Source organism: Pseudomonas sp. B40(2017) (assembly GCF_002112855.1).
Classification (GTDB): Bacteria; Pseudomonadota; Gammaproteobacteria; order Pseudomonadales; family Pseudomonadaceae; genus Aquipseudomonas; species Aquipseudomonas pharyngis.
The window spans coordinates 123437-139739 of record NZ_NEIT01000004.1 but is presented as its reverse complement, the minus strand read 5'-3'; the positions used below and the strand labels follow the sequence as shown (position 1 = coordinate 139739).

The following is a 16303-nucleotide window of genomic DNA, read 5'->3' as shown; positions in this document are numbered from 1 at the left end:
AGTGATCGGTATCGGTAAAAAGTACCGCATGCTCATAGCGCCTATGAACGGGAGCCCCGCCTACACATCTGCATGGTATCGTGCCCGCCCGTCCTGCCATCCGTTTGCCACAGCATGCTGCCGACTTCCCGTACCCTGCGCCTGTCGTTGTATACCCTGCTGATCATCGCCGGTGCCGCCCTTGCTGCAACGCTTGCGATCCGCCACGCCGAGCGCCAGGCGCTGGAAGAAGACGCCGCGCGGGCCAATCAACAGCTGGCGCTGTACGCCAACTCGCTGCACACCCTGATCGACCGCTACCGCGCCCTGCCCGCCGTGCTGGCGCTGGACCCGCAGCTGCGTGCGGCGCTGGCCGGTCCCGTGAGCGCCGAACAGCAAACGGCGCTCAATCTGAAGCTGGAAAAGATCAACGGCGCCGCACAGTCCTCGACCCTTGAACTGCTCGACCGCACCGGCCTCGCGGTGGCCGCCAGCAACTGGCGCCTGCCCAGCAGTTACGTCGGTCACAACTATGGCTTTCGCCCCTATTTCAGCCAGACCCGCACCCAGGGCACCGGGCGTTTCTACGCGGTCGGTGTGACCAGCGGGATTCCCGGTTACTTCCTGTCCAGCGCGGTGCTCGGCGATAACGACGAGTTCCTCGGGGCGATGGTGGTCAAGCTCGAATTCCCCGAACTCGAACGCGAATGGAGCCAGGGCAGTGACACCCTGCTGGTCAGCGATGCGCGCGGGATCATCTTCATCGCCAACCAGCCCGGCTGGCGCTATCGCCTGCTGCACCCGCTGAGCCCGGCCGATTACCGCGAGATCAAGGCCACCCGCCAATACGACAAACAGTCGCTGGTGCCACTGACGCATCTGGCGCTGCGCAGCTTCGATGACAACAGTGATCTGCGCCGCGTCGAAGGCCCGCAAGGCACGGCGGATTACCTGTGGGAATCGCTGCCGCTGACCGCCGAAGGCTGGACCCTGCATCTGCTGCGCCGCCCGCAATTGTCCTTTGAAGACCAGCGCAATGCCGGGCTCGCCGCTGCCGGAGTGTGGCTGGCGCTGGTGTTCCTGTTGCTGTTTCTCAATCAGCGCTGGCGTCTGGCGAAGATGCGCCAGCGTAGCCGCGAAGAGCTTGAGCAACTGGTCGAGGAACGCACCCGGGATTTGCGCACGGCGCAGGACGGTCTGGTGCAGTCGGCCAAACTCGCGGCACTGGGACAGATGTCCGCCGCGCTGGCCCACGAAATCAATCAGCCGCTGACCGCCCAGCGCATGCAGCTTGCAACGCTGAGACTGCTGCTCGATCACGGTCGGGTCGATGACGCCTACAAGGCGCTCAAACCGGTGGATGAAATGCTCACGCGCATGGCCGCCCTCACCGGCCACCTGAAAACCTTCGCCCGCAAGAGCCCCAGCGGCTTGCGCGAGCGGCTGGATCTGGCGACGGTGGTCGATCAGGCCCTGCAATTGCTCGATGCGCGTCTGCGCGATGAACAGGTCAGTCTGGTGCTGCACCTGACGCGCCCGGCCTGGGTGCGCGGCGATGCGATCCGTCTGGAGCAGGTGCTGATCAACCTGTTGCGCAATGCCCTCGATGCCATGCAGGGCAAGCCCTGCAAGCGTCTGGAAATCCGCCTGGAAACCGACGAGCAACTGTGGCGCCTTAGCGTTATCGACAATGGCGGCGGCATCGCCGAAGAACATCTGGGTCAGGTGTTCGATCCGTTCTTCACCACTAAACCTGTGGGTGACGGGCTGGGTCTGGGGCTGGCAGTATCGTTCGCCATCGTCCATGAATCCGGCGGGCGCCTGTGCGCCGAGAATGGCGACAACGGCGCGGTGTTCAGCCTGACCTTGCCGATCGATCTGGAGGCGCACATCTGATGCTCAACGCGGTGATGGTGGTCGATGACGAAAGCAGCATTCGCAATGCCGTCGAACAATGGTTGAGCCTGTCCGGGTTCGAGGTGCAGCTGTTCAGCCGTGCCGAGGAATGCCTGGCGGCGCTGCCCAGGCACTTTGCCGGGGTGATCCTCAGCGATGTGCGCATGCCGGGCCTCAGCGGTCTTGAACTGCTGGCCGAAGTGCAGCGCCGGGATCCCGATTTGCCGGTGATTCTGCTGACTGGCCACGGCGATGTGCCGATGGCGGTCGAAGCCATGCGCGACGGCGCTTACGATTTTCTGGAAAAACCCTTCAGCCCCGAGACCCTGCTCGGCAGCCTGCGCCGGGCGCTGGACAAGCGCCGGCTGGTGCTGGAAAACCGCGCACTGCACGAGCAGGCCGACAACCGCGCCAAACTCGACGCGACGCTGCTCGGCGTGTCCCGTGGTTTGCAGACCTTGCGCCGACAGGTACTCGATCTGGCGACGCTGCCGGTCAATGTGCTGATCCGTGGCGAAACCGGCAGCGGCAAGGAACTGGTTGCCCGCTGCCTGCACGACTTCGGCCCGCGTGCCGACAAGCCGTTTGTGGCCCTGAACTGCGCGGCGATCCCCGAGCAACTGTTCGAAGCCGAGTTGTTCGGGCACGAGAGCGGCGCGTTCACCGGGGCGTCCGGCAAGCGCATCGGCAAGCTGGAATACGCCGATGGCGGCACGCTGTTTCTTGATGAAATCGAAAGCATGCCGCTGGCCCAGCAGGTGAAACTGCTGCGGGTGTTGCAGGAACAGAAACTGGAACGGCTGGGGTCAAACCAGAGCATTCGCGTGGACTTGCGGATCGTCGCGGCGACCAAACCCGATTTGCTGGATGAAGCGCGGGCCGGGCGTTTTCGCGAGGATCTGGCGTATCGCCTGAACGTCGCCGAATTGCGCCTGCCGCCATTGCGTGATCGTCGTGAAGACATCCCGCTGTTGTTCGAATCCTTCGCCCAGAGCGCCGCCCAGCGTTTGGGCCGGACGTTCCCGCCGCTCAGTGGTGCGCAGTTGAGCCACCTGCTCAGCCATGACTGGCCGGGTAATGTTCGCGAGTTGGCGAACGTGGCCGAACGGCAGGTGTTGGGGCTGGATGAACCGGTGCAGGGCATAGATCCCGGCCAATCGCTGGCGGCGCAGCAAGAGGCATTTGAAGCGCAGTGCCTGCGGGCTGCAATGACCCGGCACAAGGGGGATGTGAAAGCCGTACTGGAAGAACTGCAACTGCCGCGTCGCACCTTCAATGAAAAGATGCAGCGCCATGGGCTGACCCGCGAGATGTTTGTGCCGTAATGAAACACAAAGTCTAAAGGGCACTCCACTGTCAGATCTGTCAGGTTACGCGGTACTGCGTAACGCCTAAACTGAGGCCTCTACGTCCTGCCGTGCGGGAGAGGCACAAGGGCATGAATACTTCCCCCCATTAGTGCACACCCTCGCTGTCTGTCCATGACAGCCGTGGCCTTGTGATTCGTCAGGTCGCGTACCTGCGTACGGTTGCCGATGAATCTGTAACGCCCCTGATCACGCGACAGCAACATAACGCGGCCGGCCAGAGGGTGCAGCAGCGTGACCCGCGTCTTGCCCTTGCCAATATCTCAAGTGCTCTCAATCTGGCCGCAGAGCCGTTGAAAGTCGACAGTGTGGACGCCGGTTGGCGACTGAGTCTGCCAGGTCCGGGGGGTGAACCCTTGCAGCAGTGGGACGAGCGCGGCAGTCACTGGCAAAGTACCTATGACGATCAACTTCGCCTGGTGGCCGTGGCGCATAACACCCAACCCGATGTTGAGACCTGCGTCTACGCAGATGCATCGGCCGACACAGGTTTCAACCTGCGTGGCCAGTTGATCCAACGGAAGGATTCGTCAGGGCATTTGATTTTCGACAGTTACTCGACGCTGGGTACATCACTGCGCGAAACCCGCACTTACTTTGATGGCAAGGTGTTCACCAGCAGCCGTCTCCACAGTCCAGACGGCAGCGTGCTGGAGCAGACCGACGGCGGCGGACACTGCCAACTGTTCAATTACGACATCGCTGGACAGATCAATCACGTACAGCTGCAGATCAAAGGACAGACTCGCTGGCAGGCAGTCCTGCAGGATGCGAAATATGACGCGGCCGGGCACATCATTGAACAATTGGCGGGCAACGGCGTGACTCGACGCTGGTTTTATGATCCGGCCAGCCTGCGTCTGCTGCGTCAATCGGCTCGGGTGAATGCGCTGCCGCCACTGCAGGATTTCGGATATGAATATGACCGGGTGGGTAACATCACCCGGATTCTCGATCATGTGTTCACGCCACATTACTTCGCCAATCAACGAGTCGATGGTCAGCGCGAATTCAAGTACGACTCTCTGAACAGACTGCGCAGCGCCAGCGGTTACGATGACGCGGCGCCTCAAGACAACCCGGGGCGACCGCACCCCACCGATCCCAAAGACCGGCGTAACTACATTCAAACCTATTCCTATGACTCCGGTGACAATCTGTACCGGATCCGGCATGTGCGTGATGGCCACAACCATACCCGCGAAATGTCCATCGATCCCGGCAGCAACCGGGGAGTACGCCGGGCCTGCGGCGACCCTGCCCCCGATTTCGGCACTCTCTTCGACCGTCATGGCAATCTCTTGGCCCTGCAACCTGGTAATCCCCTTCAATGGGATTCCTTCGACCAACTGGAGTGCGTCACTCTGGTACATCGCGATTCGGCTCCCGACGACACTGAGTTCTATCGCTACAGTCAGGGTTCGCGAGTTTACAAACGCCACGCGACCTACTCGGCCTCGAACAGCCACTACCACGATGTCTACTACCTGCCGGGGCTGGAAGTCCGGTGCAAAGACAATGGCGAAGAACTCAATGTCATCACCCTGAACATCGGTGTCGGCACTGTACGGTGCCTGCACTGGGTCGCGCGTGCACCCGCCGGTGTCGATCCGGATCAATTGCGCTTCACGCTGGATGATCACCTGGGTTCGTGCCTGATGGAGCTCGATCACCTGGCGCAATTGATCAGCAACGAAGGCTTTTACTCGTTTGGCGAAACGGCATGGATGGCCACGCGCTCGGTAATCGAACTGGCCTACAAGTTCGTTCGCTATTCAGGCAAGGAAATGGATGAAAGCGGCCTGTATTACTATGGCGCGCGGTACTACGCGCCTTGGCTGCAACGCTGGATAAGCAGCGATCCGGCGGGGGTGGTCGACGGGCCGAATCTTTACGGATTCACAGGCAACAATCCCATCCGTTTTATCGATAACGATGGACAGGGACGTTCCCTGTTCCACGAAACGCCGCAAGAACGCGATGCAAGGAAAGCGCAAAGCGCTGCGGCTCAACAGGCCCTCTCAGCCAACAAGGCGCTTTCACACGCGGTTGTCCGGCATATGAAAATTCTCGAGGTCACCGACCTGCGGATCCGCGCCGTTGAATCACAACTCGACAATCTCCAGTCGCAAAATGCGCTGACCGGTAACGCCGTCAAGCGCACCGGCACCTTCGTCGTAAAACAAGTGACCAGTTACGTGGTCGGGATCGGCGTAGGCGCAGTGGCAGGTGCATTGGGCGCGGTCGCGGGCCCCGTCGGTACCGCGTTCGCCATCGTTCTTGGGATGTTAGCCAAGACGACGACCGGTCTGGCATTCGACTATGTTGCGGAACAGCAGGGCCTATCGACGTCAGTCATACTCAAATCCAGAAAACTGAATCCGGAAAGCATTGTGCGCAAAGGCGAATACAAAACCGTCTCGCTGTCAGGCTTCGCTCACATGAAATACAAGAAAACGTTTGAGGGCGTCATGGCTCCCACCGAACTCAACGTGCTCAAGGCAACCAAGGAAGTCTCGTCTCCGCTCATATCCATTGCAATGAAGGCCCATGAGTCTCCGCTATCCGGGGAGATCGGTGCCGTTATGAGCACCCTGGTCGGCGCCGTCGAAATCATGTACGAGATCGAAAGAGCCAAGGACGGAATGACTCCTGCGCTGCAAGAGAAAATCGAACTGCTTAATCAGTACATACCCGCTTTGATTGATGTATTGGAAAGAGGATTGGCTGAAGTGAACACGGCGTTCGATACCGCCAACCGCGACTCGATTCATACCTATCGAATGCTCAGCAAATTCTTCGGGAACGCACCGGGGGATACTTACCAAAGCGTGGCGGATGCGACAAACGCAACCATTTCAAACTTGAGGAATCTTCACGCCCGGACTCAACGCGGTTTCAACTGAGCCATGTTCATCATGCGAGGAGTTGCCGAAGCAAGCAATCTCGGCAACTTTCTGCTCAATCGCCACCGACAATGAGCGGATTTCCGCTCAAAAAATCCACCTCCCCCCTCTAAACCGGCCCTCTCCCCGTTGGCACAGCTCCTGCTATAGCCCTCGCAGGCTGCGTTTCAACGCGCTCCACAACAACAATTAAATGAAGGATCCTTCAATGGATAACTCCAACACCCTGCCCCTTGGGTCGGCTGCCGTGCCGGCCAAAGAACGAACCACCGCCAGTCGCATCAAGTCGATCTTCAGCGGTTCCGTCGGCAACATGGTCGAGTGGTACGACTGGTACGTCTATGCCGCCTTCTCGCTGTACTTCGCCAAAGCCTTCTTCCCCAAAGGCGACACCACCGCCCAACTGCTCAACACCGCCGCGATCTTCGCCGTGGGCTTCCTGATGCGCCCGATCGGTGGTTGGCTGATGGGCCTGTACGCCGACAAGGTCGGACGCAAAAAAGCCCTGATGGCCTCGGTTTACCTGATGTGCTTCGGCTCGCTGATCATCGCCCTGAGCCCGGGTTATGAAACCATCGGTGTCGGCGCGCCGATCCTGCTGGTGTTCGCCCGTCTGCTGCAAGGCCTGTCGGTCGGTGGCGAATACGGCACCTCGGCGACCTACCTGTCGGAGATGGCGACCAGGGATCGTCGCGGCTTCTTCTCCAGCTTCCAGTACGTGACTTTGATTTCCGGCCAGCTCATCGCGCTGGGCGTGCTGATCGTGCTGCAACAGTTCCTGACCACCGAAGAGCTGTACGCGTGGGGCTGGCGTATTCCGTTCGCCATCGGCGCGCTGTGTGCAATCGTCGCGCTGTACCTGCGTCGTGGCATGGAAGAAACCGAGTCGTTCACCAAGAAGGAAAAGTCCAAGGAAAGCGCCATGCGCACCTTGCTGCGTCATCCGAAGGAACTGCTCACCGTGGTCGGCCTGACCATGGGCGGTACGCTGGCGTTCTACACCTACACCACCTACATGCAGAAATACCTGGTGAATACCGTCGGCATGAGCATCTCCGACTCCACCACCATTTCGGCGGCCACGCTGTTCCTGTTCATGTGCCTGCAACCGATCATCGGCGGCCTGTCCGATAAAATCGGTCGTCGCCCGATCCTGATCGCCTTCGGCGTGCTCGGGACGATCTTCACCGTGCCGATCCTGATGACCCTGCACACCATCCAGACCTGGTGGGGCGCGTTCTTCCTGATCATGGCGGCGCTGATCATCGTCAGCGGCTACACCTCGATCAACGCCGTGGTGAAAGCCGAGCTGTTCCCGACCGAAATCCGCGCCCTGGGCGTCGGCCTGCCGTACGCACTCACCGTGTCGATCTTCGGCGGCACAGCCGAATACATCGCGCTGTGGTTCAAGAGCATCGGCATGGAAACCGGTTACTACTGGTACGTGACTGCGTGCATCGCGGTGTCCCTGCTGGTGTACATCACCATGAAAGACACCCAGAAACACTCGCGCATCGTCACTGACTGATCGGGTTTCTGCAGCCACCGCAATGGTGGCTGTTCTGGCCTCATCGCGAGCAAGCTCGCTCCAACAGATCCAATGTGGGAGCGAGCCTGCTCGCGATTGGAGTCACCTCGGTCTCATGCTGACTCGGCAATCGCCGGTTTTCCATAACGTTTCTGCGCAAAAGACGCGCCGACAATCATCACCAGCAGTATCCCCGCCAGCACCGCCGACGAACCGATGGTGCCAAAGTCCAGCCCACCCTTCTCATGGGACTTGGTCATCAAGTCGCCCAAGGTTGCGCCGAACGGCCGGGTCAGCACGAACGCCACCCAGAACAGCGCCACCGACGAAATCTTCGTGAAGTACTTGAGCAGCACGACCACGCCAATCGCCGAGCCGATCAACAGCGCGCCACCGGCAAAGCCCAGACCCGAGTCGTCCGCCAGGTAATCGCCGAGCGCGGTGCCCAGGGTGTTGGAGAACAGAATCGCCATCCAGTAGAACATCTCGCCGCGAAAGCTCTGCACCTTGGTGACGTTGAGCGAGTCGCCACTCAGGCGCCACGCCGCGAAAATCGCCAGCAGGATCGCGATCAGGATCATAGAACCCGTGGCGTAACCCAGTTCCAGCGTACGGTCCATGAAGTCCGACATGGTGGTGCCGGCGGTGCTGGTCGACAGGATCACGATCCAGTACAGCAGCGGTTTGTAGGTCTTGGACATCAGTTGCGCGATCAGCGTCAGGACAAACACGCTGATCAGGATCAGCGAGCTGATGGCGTAACCGACATTGAGGGTCATCGACAGCAAATCCCCCGCGGTTTCCCCCAGGGTCGTCGCGCAGATTTTCATGACCCAGAAGGCCAGGGTGATTTGAGGCAGTTTGTTCATCGCAGGCAACGCTCCAGTGGGTGACGGCCGGTTTTTGGCTTTATGGCCGTGGGCAGACTGGCGTTGCGCGGGTGAAAAACCGGTCGGGAATCCATGAAAAATCTGTCACACAAACGAAAAGCGGCGATTAATCACCGGTTAATGCCCCCGCCGCATCCTGCACCTACCTGATCGATTAACTGCGCGACGCTCGCTGCGACGACGAAAGCGAATTGAATGCGTCGCCCTTAATATCAATTTAATCGATTATTTTTAGCATTATTTTGCGCTTTTTAATCAATTTAGTTGGCGTAGCATGAACCCCATGCGAAACACATCGCCAACGAACCCGGAGACAACGACCATGAAAACCAAACTGATCCTCGCCCTGACCCTGTCCGTACTGGCCGCCAACACCTTCGCCGCCGATGGCTCGGACAAAACCAAATCCGCCGACTTCATTTCCGGCGCCAGCGCCGCCATCGAAACCAGCCACACCGGCACCTACGCTGCTGACGGCTTCGACAAGACCAACGTCGGCAAAGCCGTTGCTGCGGATGGTTTCGACAAGACCGGCACTGCCAACGCTATCGCCGCAGACGGTTTCGATAAAACCGGTACTGCCAACGCCATCGCTGCCGACGGTTTCGAAAAAACCGGCACTGCCGCAGCCATCAGCTGAATATCCGCACCGCCTTCACAGCCCGGCCTCGGCCGGGCTTAGTCATTTCTGGGGGATGACAATTACTTGAGCTCCCACAAGGTTCTCACTGGGTGGAATATCGGTGTCTGGCTGGAAATATGCGTCGTGTGCTTGCACTATTGGCCACTTGATCCCGCCCTCTTCAGGACCACCCGCCATGCCCGATGACATCCATTTCTACGAACCGGCCAACGGCCACGGCCTGCCCCACGACCCGTTCAACGCCATCGTCGGCCCGCGTCCCATCGGCTGGATTTCTTCGCAGGATGCCGAGGGTCGGCTGAACCTGGCGCCCTACAGCTTTTTCAACGCGTTCAACTACATTCCGCCGATCATCGGGTTCTCCAGCGTCGGGCGCAAAGACAGCCTGAACAACATCGAGCAGACCGGCGAATTCGTCTGGAACCTCGCCACCCGCCCGCTGGCCGAGCAAATGAACCAGAGCTGCGCGATGGTCGGGCCCGAGGTCAACGAATTCGAACTGGCGGGGCTGACACCGGTGGCGTCGAAGGTGATTGCCGTGCCGCGCGTGGCCGAAAGCCCGGTGTCCTTCGAGTGCAAGGTCACCCAGATCATTCAGTTGCAGCGCGCCGACGGCGAGACCGTGCCGAGCTGGCTGGTGCTCGGCGAAGTGGTCGCCGTGCACATTGCCAAGTGGCTGTTGAAGGACGGGATCTACGACACCGCCGCCGCCGAACCGATTCTGCGGGGCGGCGGGCCGGCGGACTACTTCCAGCTGGGGCCGGAGGCGTTGTTCAAGATGTGGCGCCCGGGGGCGACGAAGTAAGCGTTTACCAGATCAGCTCGGCGTCGTCGTTAACGCCCTTGAGCTTGTCCAGCTCATTGATCGCGGCTTCATCGGCCGCGATGGCGCCGGGGAAAACCTGATCGTTCAGCAATTTGTGAAAGCGCGGCGCGCCGCCGTCGACCAGGGCCTTGACGGCGATCGCCGCGTGATAACCCTTGTTGCCGCCCAACTCGACGGGGACTACAGCGGAAACCGCTTCGAAGTGTTCGAACTCTTTACGTGCCATATCGCAGGTCCTGGCTCAGTCGGATAAGCCGGACATTAAACATTCAACCGGCAAGTTTGTGTACCGGCGCAGTGCATTGCCCTACGGCCTGTGCGGCCGAGACTTCCTTGAACGTGTGGAAATCCAGGCTGTTGACCACCAGGTCCTGCACCAGCTCGGCAAAGACTTCCATCGACGGGCTGCTGAAGTACGCGGTCATCGACTGCTGGTTGCTCCAGAAACCGGAGACCAGCCACAACTCGGGATCACACTGCGAATGCTGCAAGGCAAAGCTCAGGCAGCCGGGGGCGGCGCGGGACGGTTCGATCAGGGCGCTCAGGCGCATGCCGAGTTCCGCCGAACGTCCGGCACGCGCTCGAACGAAGGCCATATGACTGACGGGAATCTGCTTGGACATGTTCAACCCTCCCAGGGAGTCGCGTGGCAGCCGGGGACGGGCTGCGACAGGATTCAAGGTTAAGGGCCGCTCCCCGTTCGCCGTTAGTCGATTCCTGCCGTCGCGTTGCACAATCCTGCGAGACTGTCTTGCAGACCTGTAACAAGTCGTAAATTCCTGTCACCGTCCTGTCACACCGGTTTCGGGCAACTCTGACCACCTGCGTCCTGCTATGGCTGGACGGGCCAACAACCCAATGCAGGATCAGGCAAGCATTTCGCAGGATGTGTCTACCGCCCTGGCTTGCACAAACTTATGCTCTGCTCCACTCCACCGACTTTGCCGAGGATGCCGCACGTGACGTCATTCGATCGTTTTCAAGCGCCACCCGATGCCGACATGGAAAAGCAGCGCGCGGAACTGGCGGCGATCATCCGCCGCAACACGTCCGAAGATGGCAGTTATGCCACTGCCGTCGGTTCGCTGTTCATGTCGCGCCACACCCAGTCCCATGACTTCGCCCCGGTGCTTGCGCAACCGGCGCTGTGCATCATGGCCCAGGGGCGCAAAGAGGTACGGCTGGCGGATGAGTTCTTCAATTACGACCCGCTCAATTATCTGGTGGTGTCGGTCTCGATGCCGTTGAGTGGACGGGTGGTGAATGTCTCGCCGGAGGAGCCGATCCTCGCCGTGCGCCTGGACATTGATCCTGCGGAAATCACCGCGCTGATCGCCGACGCCGGTCCGATGGGCGTACCGACCCGGCCGACCGGGCGTGGTCTGTATGTGGAGAAAATCGACAGCGCCATGCTCGATGCGGTGCTGCGTCTGGCCCGCCTGCTCGACGCACCTAAAGACATCGCCATGCTCGCGCCGCTGATCCGCCGGGAAATTCTCTATCGCCTGCTGCGCAGCCCGCAGGGGCATCGGCTGTACGAAATCGCTATCGCCAACAGCCAGAGCCACCGCATCAGCCAGGCGATCAAATGGCTCAACGGCAACTTCGAACAGCCGCTGCGCATTGATGACCTGGCGAAGGAAGTGAACCTCAGCGTCTCGACCCTGCATCACCGCTTCAAGGCGATGACGGCGATGAGTCCATTGCAGTATCAGAAGCAACTGCGCCTGCAAGAGGCGCGGCGTTTGATGTTGGCTGAAGGGCTGGAAGCGTCGGCGGCGGGGTATCGGGTGGGGTATGAAAGCCCTTCGCAGTTCAGTCGCGAGTACAGCCGGCTGTTTGGGGCGCCGCCGTTGAGGGATCTGGCGCGGTTGCGGCTTTCGGTGTGAATTCAAAAGCCCCCCTCACCCTAGCCCTCTCCCGGGGGGAGAGGGAACCGATTGGGGGATATTGACGGGGTTCACCGAATTGAACGATCGGCTTTGAATCCAAAATCAAGTGAATCGACTGGTTTGAATCCATAGTCGACACGGTCGCTCAGGTCGACGGATAACGCCAGACACCTCGGTCGGCCCCCTCTCCCTCCGGGAGAGGGCTGGGGTGAGGGAGCAATTTTGAGCAGAAGCATAATTAAGCGCCGAGCACCCGACACGCCTCACTCGGCAACGTCACCGACACCGGATGCCCGATCCCCAATCCAAAGCCCTGACACGGCGTACTCAGCGCCGTGAAGGTCACCCCGGAACATTCCACCGTAGTCTCGATGGTCGCACCGATATCCCGCACGAACGTCACCTTGCCCAGCAGGCGATTGCCCGCCGTGGCCTGCGGCGCCGACAGTTGCAGGTCTTCGGGGCGGATCAGCATTTTCACTTTCTGCCCGACCACGATGCTGCTGCAGATTGGCACTTGCAGGGCATCGCCACCCGGCAGCACGACCTTGCCATCGCCCAGTGCGGTAGCCGGGAAGATATTGCCGGAGCCGATAAAGTCCGCGACGAATTCGTTGGCCGGGTGCCGATAGATTTCAATCGGCGTACCCACCTGCTGCACCCGATGCTCACCCAGCACCACCACGATATCGGCCATGGTCATGGCCTCGCGCTGATCGTGAGTGACCATGATCGTGGTGATGTTCAGGCGTTGTTGCAGCTGACGGATTTCCACCTGCATCGACTCGCGCAACTTGGCATCCAACGCCGACAGCGGTTCGTCGAGCAACAGGATTTTCGGGTGCGAGGCAATCGCCCGGGCAATCGCCACCCGCTGACGCTGGCCACCGGAGAGCTTGGCCACCGGGCGATCGATCATCGGTTGCAGCTGGATCAACTCCAGCAACTCCACCACTCGCGCCTGTTGATCGGCCTTGCTGACGCCGCGCAGTTTCAGCGGATAGGCGATGTTTTCGCCCACGGTCATGTGCGGGAACAGCGCCAGCGACTGAAACACCATGCCGAAGTTGCGCAGGTGCGCCGGGGTGTGGCCGATGTCCTCGCCGTCCAGGCGGATCTCGCCGCCGGTGAGGGTTTCCAGCCCGGCGATCATTCGCAGCAACGTGGTCTTGCCGCAACCCGACGGACCGAGGAAGCACACCAGTTTGCCCTCGGGCAAATGCAGGTTGACGTCTTTTACCGCGCAGGCTGAGCCGTAGTGTTTCTCGACGTTTTCCAGAATCAGACCAGACATAAAATCACCTCAAGAAATCAAAAGGAAACGCCGCCCTCACCGACCAGCTTCTCCAGCGCCCAGATCAGGACGAAGTCGATCAGCACGATCAGCACGGCAAACGAGAACACGGTAGGGTCGAGCGATGACACGGTGCGGCTGTACATCCAGATCGGCACGGTCATGACGTCGATGGTGTAGAGGAAATAGGTCACGGTGAATTCGTTGAACGAGACGATGAACGCCAGCAGCATCCCCGCCAGAATCCCCGACTTCATCAACGGCACCACCACATCGACGATGGCGCGCAGTGGTGAGGCGCCAAGCATCTGCGCGGCTTCTTCGACTTCGCTGCCGATGGAGAGCATGGCCGCCGTGCAGTTCTTCACCACGAACGGCAGCGCCAGAATCACGTGGGCAATCACCAGCCGCGAGGTGGTCATGTGGAACGGCAGGCTGTCGAATACCAGCAGCAAGGCCAACCCCAGCACCACCATCGGGAACACCAGCGGCAGCGACATCAATTGCAGCGCCACACCCTTGCCACGGAACTCGCAACGGGTCAGCGCGTAGGCCGCCGGCACCGCGATCAGCGTGGCGAAAATCATCGTCAGGCACGCCACCAGCAAACTGGTGCCCATGGCCTGGCCGAGACTCAACACATCGCTGGCATCGGGCGAGACGAAGGTGTGCCACGCCGCCTTGTACCACTGCAGGCTGTAGCTGCTCGGCGGGAAGTCGAGGTTCGACGCACCGCTGAACGACATCACGATCATGGTCAGGATCGGCAACACGGCCAGCAGCAGAATGATCCCGGAGAGGATGCCGGCGAACTTGCCGGTATCGCCCGGCAACAGCGACTGACGCTTCTTGATCAGGGCACTCATTGCGAAGCCTCCAGCAGACGGCGACGGCGGCCGGTGATGTATTCGGACAAGGTCATGATGGCGAGCGTGGTGACGATCAGCACCACCCCGGCGGCGGACGCGGCGGGCCAGTTCATCAGCGGGGCGATCTGGTCATGCACCATCACCGCGAGCATTGGCACGCGCCGACCGCCGAGCAACAGCGGCACCACAAAGCTGCTGGCGTTGTAGGCGAACACCAGGGTCGCGCCGGTGATGATCCCCGGCAGACTCATCGGCAGCACCACCTGACGAAATACCTGAAAACGACTGGCGCCCAGCGTCGCGGCAGCCTCTTCGTAGCTGCGGGCGACGCCGCGCATGGCGCTGGCAATCGGCAGCACGGCCAGCGGAAACGCGGTCTGCACCAGGCCCATCAACACGCCGTTCTGGTTGTACAGCAACATGATCGGGCGCTTGATCAGACCCAGGCCCATCAGGGTCTGGTTGAGCATGCCGCCGGGACCGAGGATCACTAGCCAGCCATAGCTTTGCAGCAGCAGGTTGACCAGCAGCGGCAACAGCACCGCCGCCAGAAAGATCCGCCGCACGAACGGCGAGGTCAGACGCGACATGGTGTACGCCACCGGGATCGCCAGCACCACCGCGATCACCGCGCTGATCAGCGCCAGACGCAAGGTCAGCAGCAACGATTTGAGGTAGTAGGGTTCGAGCAACTGCGCGTAACTGGCCAGGCTGAAGCCCGACCACTCCGCGCCCTTGGTGCCGACGCTCATGCGCAGCACCAGCAGGCTGGCGGCAATCAGCACGCCGAGAAACAGCATCGACGGCGTGAGGAAAAACCACGCCCGCGCCGTCGGCGAAACACCGCACGCCGGGCGCACGTCACCCGTGCCGACCGGTTGGGTCAGGGATTGATGTTCCATAGCAATGATCTCGTCAATGGAAAAACAACGGCTTCAAGCTCACCTGGCCCTCTGTGGGAGCGAGCCTGCTCGCGATGCGGACTGACATTCACCAACAACGTCGGCTGACAGATTGCTATCGCGAGCAGGCTCGCTCCCACAAGAACTTTCAGTGCTTGAGAGCCTGTGTACGTCACTCGATCAGGAAGAAAAGATTTCCGTGTAGCGACGAATCCACTGGTCATGCACGGTCGCCAGGAAGGCGTTGTCGTGCATGATCGCCTTCTCCGCGATCTGCTCCGGCGTGAGGATGAAGGGGCTCTTGCGCGCTTCGGCGGAGATGATCGCCTTGGCGTTGACCGGGCCGTTGAAGATGTCTTCGGCCATCTTGCCCTGCACCAGCGGGTCGAGGGAGTGGTCGATGAAGGCGTAGGCCAGGTCGGTGTCGCCCGGACGGTTCTTCGGCATTACCGAAAGCATCAGGTCGGTGTAGAAACCTTCCTTCATGCCGAACGTGGCACCGAGGCCATAGTTCGGATCACGGATCTGCTTGGGGAAAAACGCCGGGGCGTAGAGGCCGCCCATATCCAGGGAACCGGTGCGGAACAGCTCGGCAATCTGGTTGGGGTTTTCGCCAAGGGTCACCACGCGGTCTTTCAGCTCGGCGAGTTTCTTGAAGCCCGGTTCGATGTTGTGTTCGTCGCCACCGGCCAGTTTCGCGGCGATGATGATCAGGTCCATCGCTTCGGTCCAGTTCGGCGGCGGCAGGAAAATGTTCGGTGCCAGATCGGCGTCCCACAGTGCCGCGTAGCTGTCCGGCGCGGTGGTCTGGGTGCGAGTGCTGTAGACCAGACTGTTACACCACAGCAGGTAACCGATGCCGTGACCGTTGGCGCCGGTGCGGTATTTTTCCGGGACGTCGACCAGGTTGGGAATGCGGTTGAGATCGGGTTTTTCCAGCAGCCCGGCAGCGGCCAGACCTTCGGCGCCAACGCCAGCCAGAGTGATGATGTCGTACTGCGGACGGTCACCGCCGGCCTTGAGTTTGGCGACCATTTCCGAGGTGCTGCCGGTGCGGTCGGCAATCACTTTGGCGCCGGTCTTGGCTTCGAACGTTGCAGCGATGTTGCGCAGCGCGGCGAGGCCCGTGTCATCGGACCAGGTCAGCAGCCGCAGGGTCTTGCCGGCGAAGCGGGTGTCGCTGGCACTGGCCCGGATGAAGGGCATGCTCATGGCCGCCGCAGCCACCGAAGCCACGCCGACGGTTTTGATGAATTGACGCCTGTTCAGATCGTGCTCGCCCATTTTTTGGGACTCCCATTATTCTTGTAA

At 60.7% G+C, this 16303-nt stretch carries 14 protein-coding genes; 7 read left to right on the top strand and 7 right to left on the bottom strand.

All coding sequences use genetic code 11. The annotated features are described in order from the left end of the window. Nucleotides 1-114 precede the first annotated feature (114 nt). From CAF76_RS11335 to CAF76_RS11320, 4 genes are all read left to right on the top strand, one after another. On the top strand, nucleotides 115-1875 hold the full coding sequence (locus CAF76_RS11335) for an ATP-binding protein (protein WP_085647281.1): 1761 nt from the start codon (nucleotides 115-117) through the stop codon (nucleotides 1873-1875). Then, entirely contained in the window at nucleotides 1875-3200 is a 1326-nt protein-coding gene (locus tag CAF76_RS11330; protein WP_085647280.1) for a sigma-54 dependent transcriptional regulator, read from the top strand. The genes CAF76_RS11335 and CAF76_RS11330 overlap by 1 nt, the downstream gene beginning before the upstream one ends. A 173-nt stretch (nucleotides 3201-3373) precedes the next feature. Beyond that, complete coding sequence (locus CAF76_RS11325; RefSeq protein WP_143491849.1) at nucleotides 3374-6148, top strand: RHS repeat-associated core domain-containing protein; 2775 nt, start codon at nucleotides 3374-3376, stop codon at nucleotides 6146-6148. A 208-nt stretch (nucleotides 6149-6356) separates the two neighbouring features. Then, nucleotides 6357-7676 (top strand): MFS transporter, encoded by a 1320-nt coding sequence (locus CAF76_RS11320; protein ID WP_064599063.1) that lies wholly within the window; start codon nucleotides 6357-6359, stop codon nucleotides 7674-7676. A 113-nt stretch (nucleotides 7677-7789) separates the two neighbouring features. Here the strand turns inward: CAF76_RS11320 and CAF76_RS11315 are convergent, their stop codons facing one another. Then, complete coding sequence (locus CAF76_RS11315) at nucleotides 7790-8545, bottom strand: hypothetical protein (RefSeq protein WP_085647279.1); 756 nt, start codon at nucleotides 8543-8545, stop codon at nucleotides 7790-7792. Between the two features lie 343 nt (nucleotides 8546-8888). On the opposite strand from CAF76_RS11315, the gene CAF76_RS11310 reads away from it, so the two are divergent. Further along, a complete protein-coding gene (locus CAF76_RS11310; RefSeq protein WP_085647278.1) occupies nucleotides 8889-9206 on the top strand; it encodes a hypothetical protein in 318 nt (105 codons plus the stop codon). A 178-nt stretch (nucleotides 9207-9384) separates the two neighbouring features. Further along, nucleotides 9385-10014 (top strand): flavin reductase family protein, encoded by a 630-nt coding sequence (locus CAF76_RS11305; RefSeq protein WP_011335689.1) that lies wholly within the window; start codon nucleotides 9385-9387, stop codon nucleotides 10012-10014. A 4-nt stretch (nucleotides 10015-10018) separates the two neighbouring features. On the opposite strand, the gene CAF76_RS11300 is transcribed toward CAF76_RS11305, so the two are convergent. Next, nucleotides 10019-10261 (bottom strand): hypothetical protein, encoded by a 243-nt coding sequence (locus CAF76_RS11300; protein WP_085647277.1) that lies wholly within the window; start codon nucleotides 10259-10261, stop codon nucleotides 10019-10021. Nucleotides 10262-10304: 43 nt separating this feature from the next. Beyond that, complete coding sequence (locus CAF76_RS11295) at nucleotides 10305-10658, bottom strand: putative quinol monooxygenase (RefSeq protein WP_064599069.1); 354 nt, start codon at nucleotides 10656-10658, stop codon at nucleotides 10305-10307. A 336-nt stretch (nucleotides 10659-10994) separates the two neighbouring features. Between CAF76_RS11295 and CAF76_RS11290 the strand changes: the two genes are divergently transcribed. Then, nucleotides 10995-11924 (top strand): AraC family transcriptional regulator, encoded by a 930-nt coding sequence (locus CAF76_RS11290; RefSeq protein WP_039765922.1) that lies wholly within the window; start codon nucleotides 10995-10997, stop codon nucleotides 11922-11924. 241 nt (nucleotides 11925-12165) lie between these two features. Here the strand turns inward: CAF76_RS11290 and CAF76_RS11285 are convergent, their stop codons facing one another. From CAF76_RS11285 to CAF76_RS11270, 4 genes are all read right to left on the bottom strand, one after another. Continuing rightward, nucleotides 12166-13221 (bottom strand): ABC transporter ATP-binding protein, encoded by a 1056-nt coding sequence (locus tag CAF76_RS11285; protein ID WP_007960168.1) that lies wholly within the window; start codon nucleotides 13219-13221, stop codon nucleotides 12166-12168. A gap of 17 nt (nucleotides 13222-13238) precedes the next feature. After that, the gene (locus tag CAF76_RS11280; RefSeq protein WP_085647276.1) at nucleotides 13239-14087 is read right to left on the bottom strand and encodes an ABC transporter permease; all 849 of its coding nucleotides are present in this window, start codon (nucleotides 14085-14087) and stop codon (nucleotides 13239-13241) included. Beyond that, nucleotides 14084-14992, bottom strand: coding sequence for an ABC transporter permease (locus tag CAF76_RS11275; RefSeq protein ID WP_085647275.1), 909 nt, complete (start codon nucleotides 14990-14992; stop codon nucleotides 14084-14086). Before CAF76_RS11275 ends, CAF76_RS11280 begins: the two co-directional genes overlap by 4 nt. A gap of 180 nt (nucleotides 14993-15172) precedes the next feature. Next, entirely contained in the window at nucleotides 15173-16276 is a 1104-nt protein-coding gene (locus CAF76_RS11270; RefSeq protein WP_064599076.1) for an extracellular solute-binding protein, read from the bottom strand. Between the last annotated feature and the right edge of the window lie 27 nt (nucleotides 16277-16303).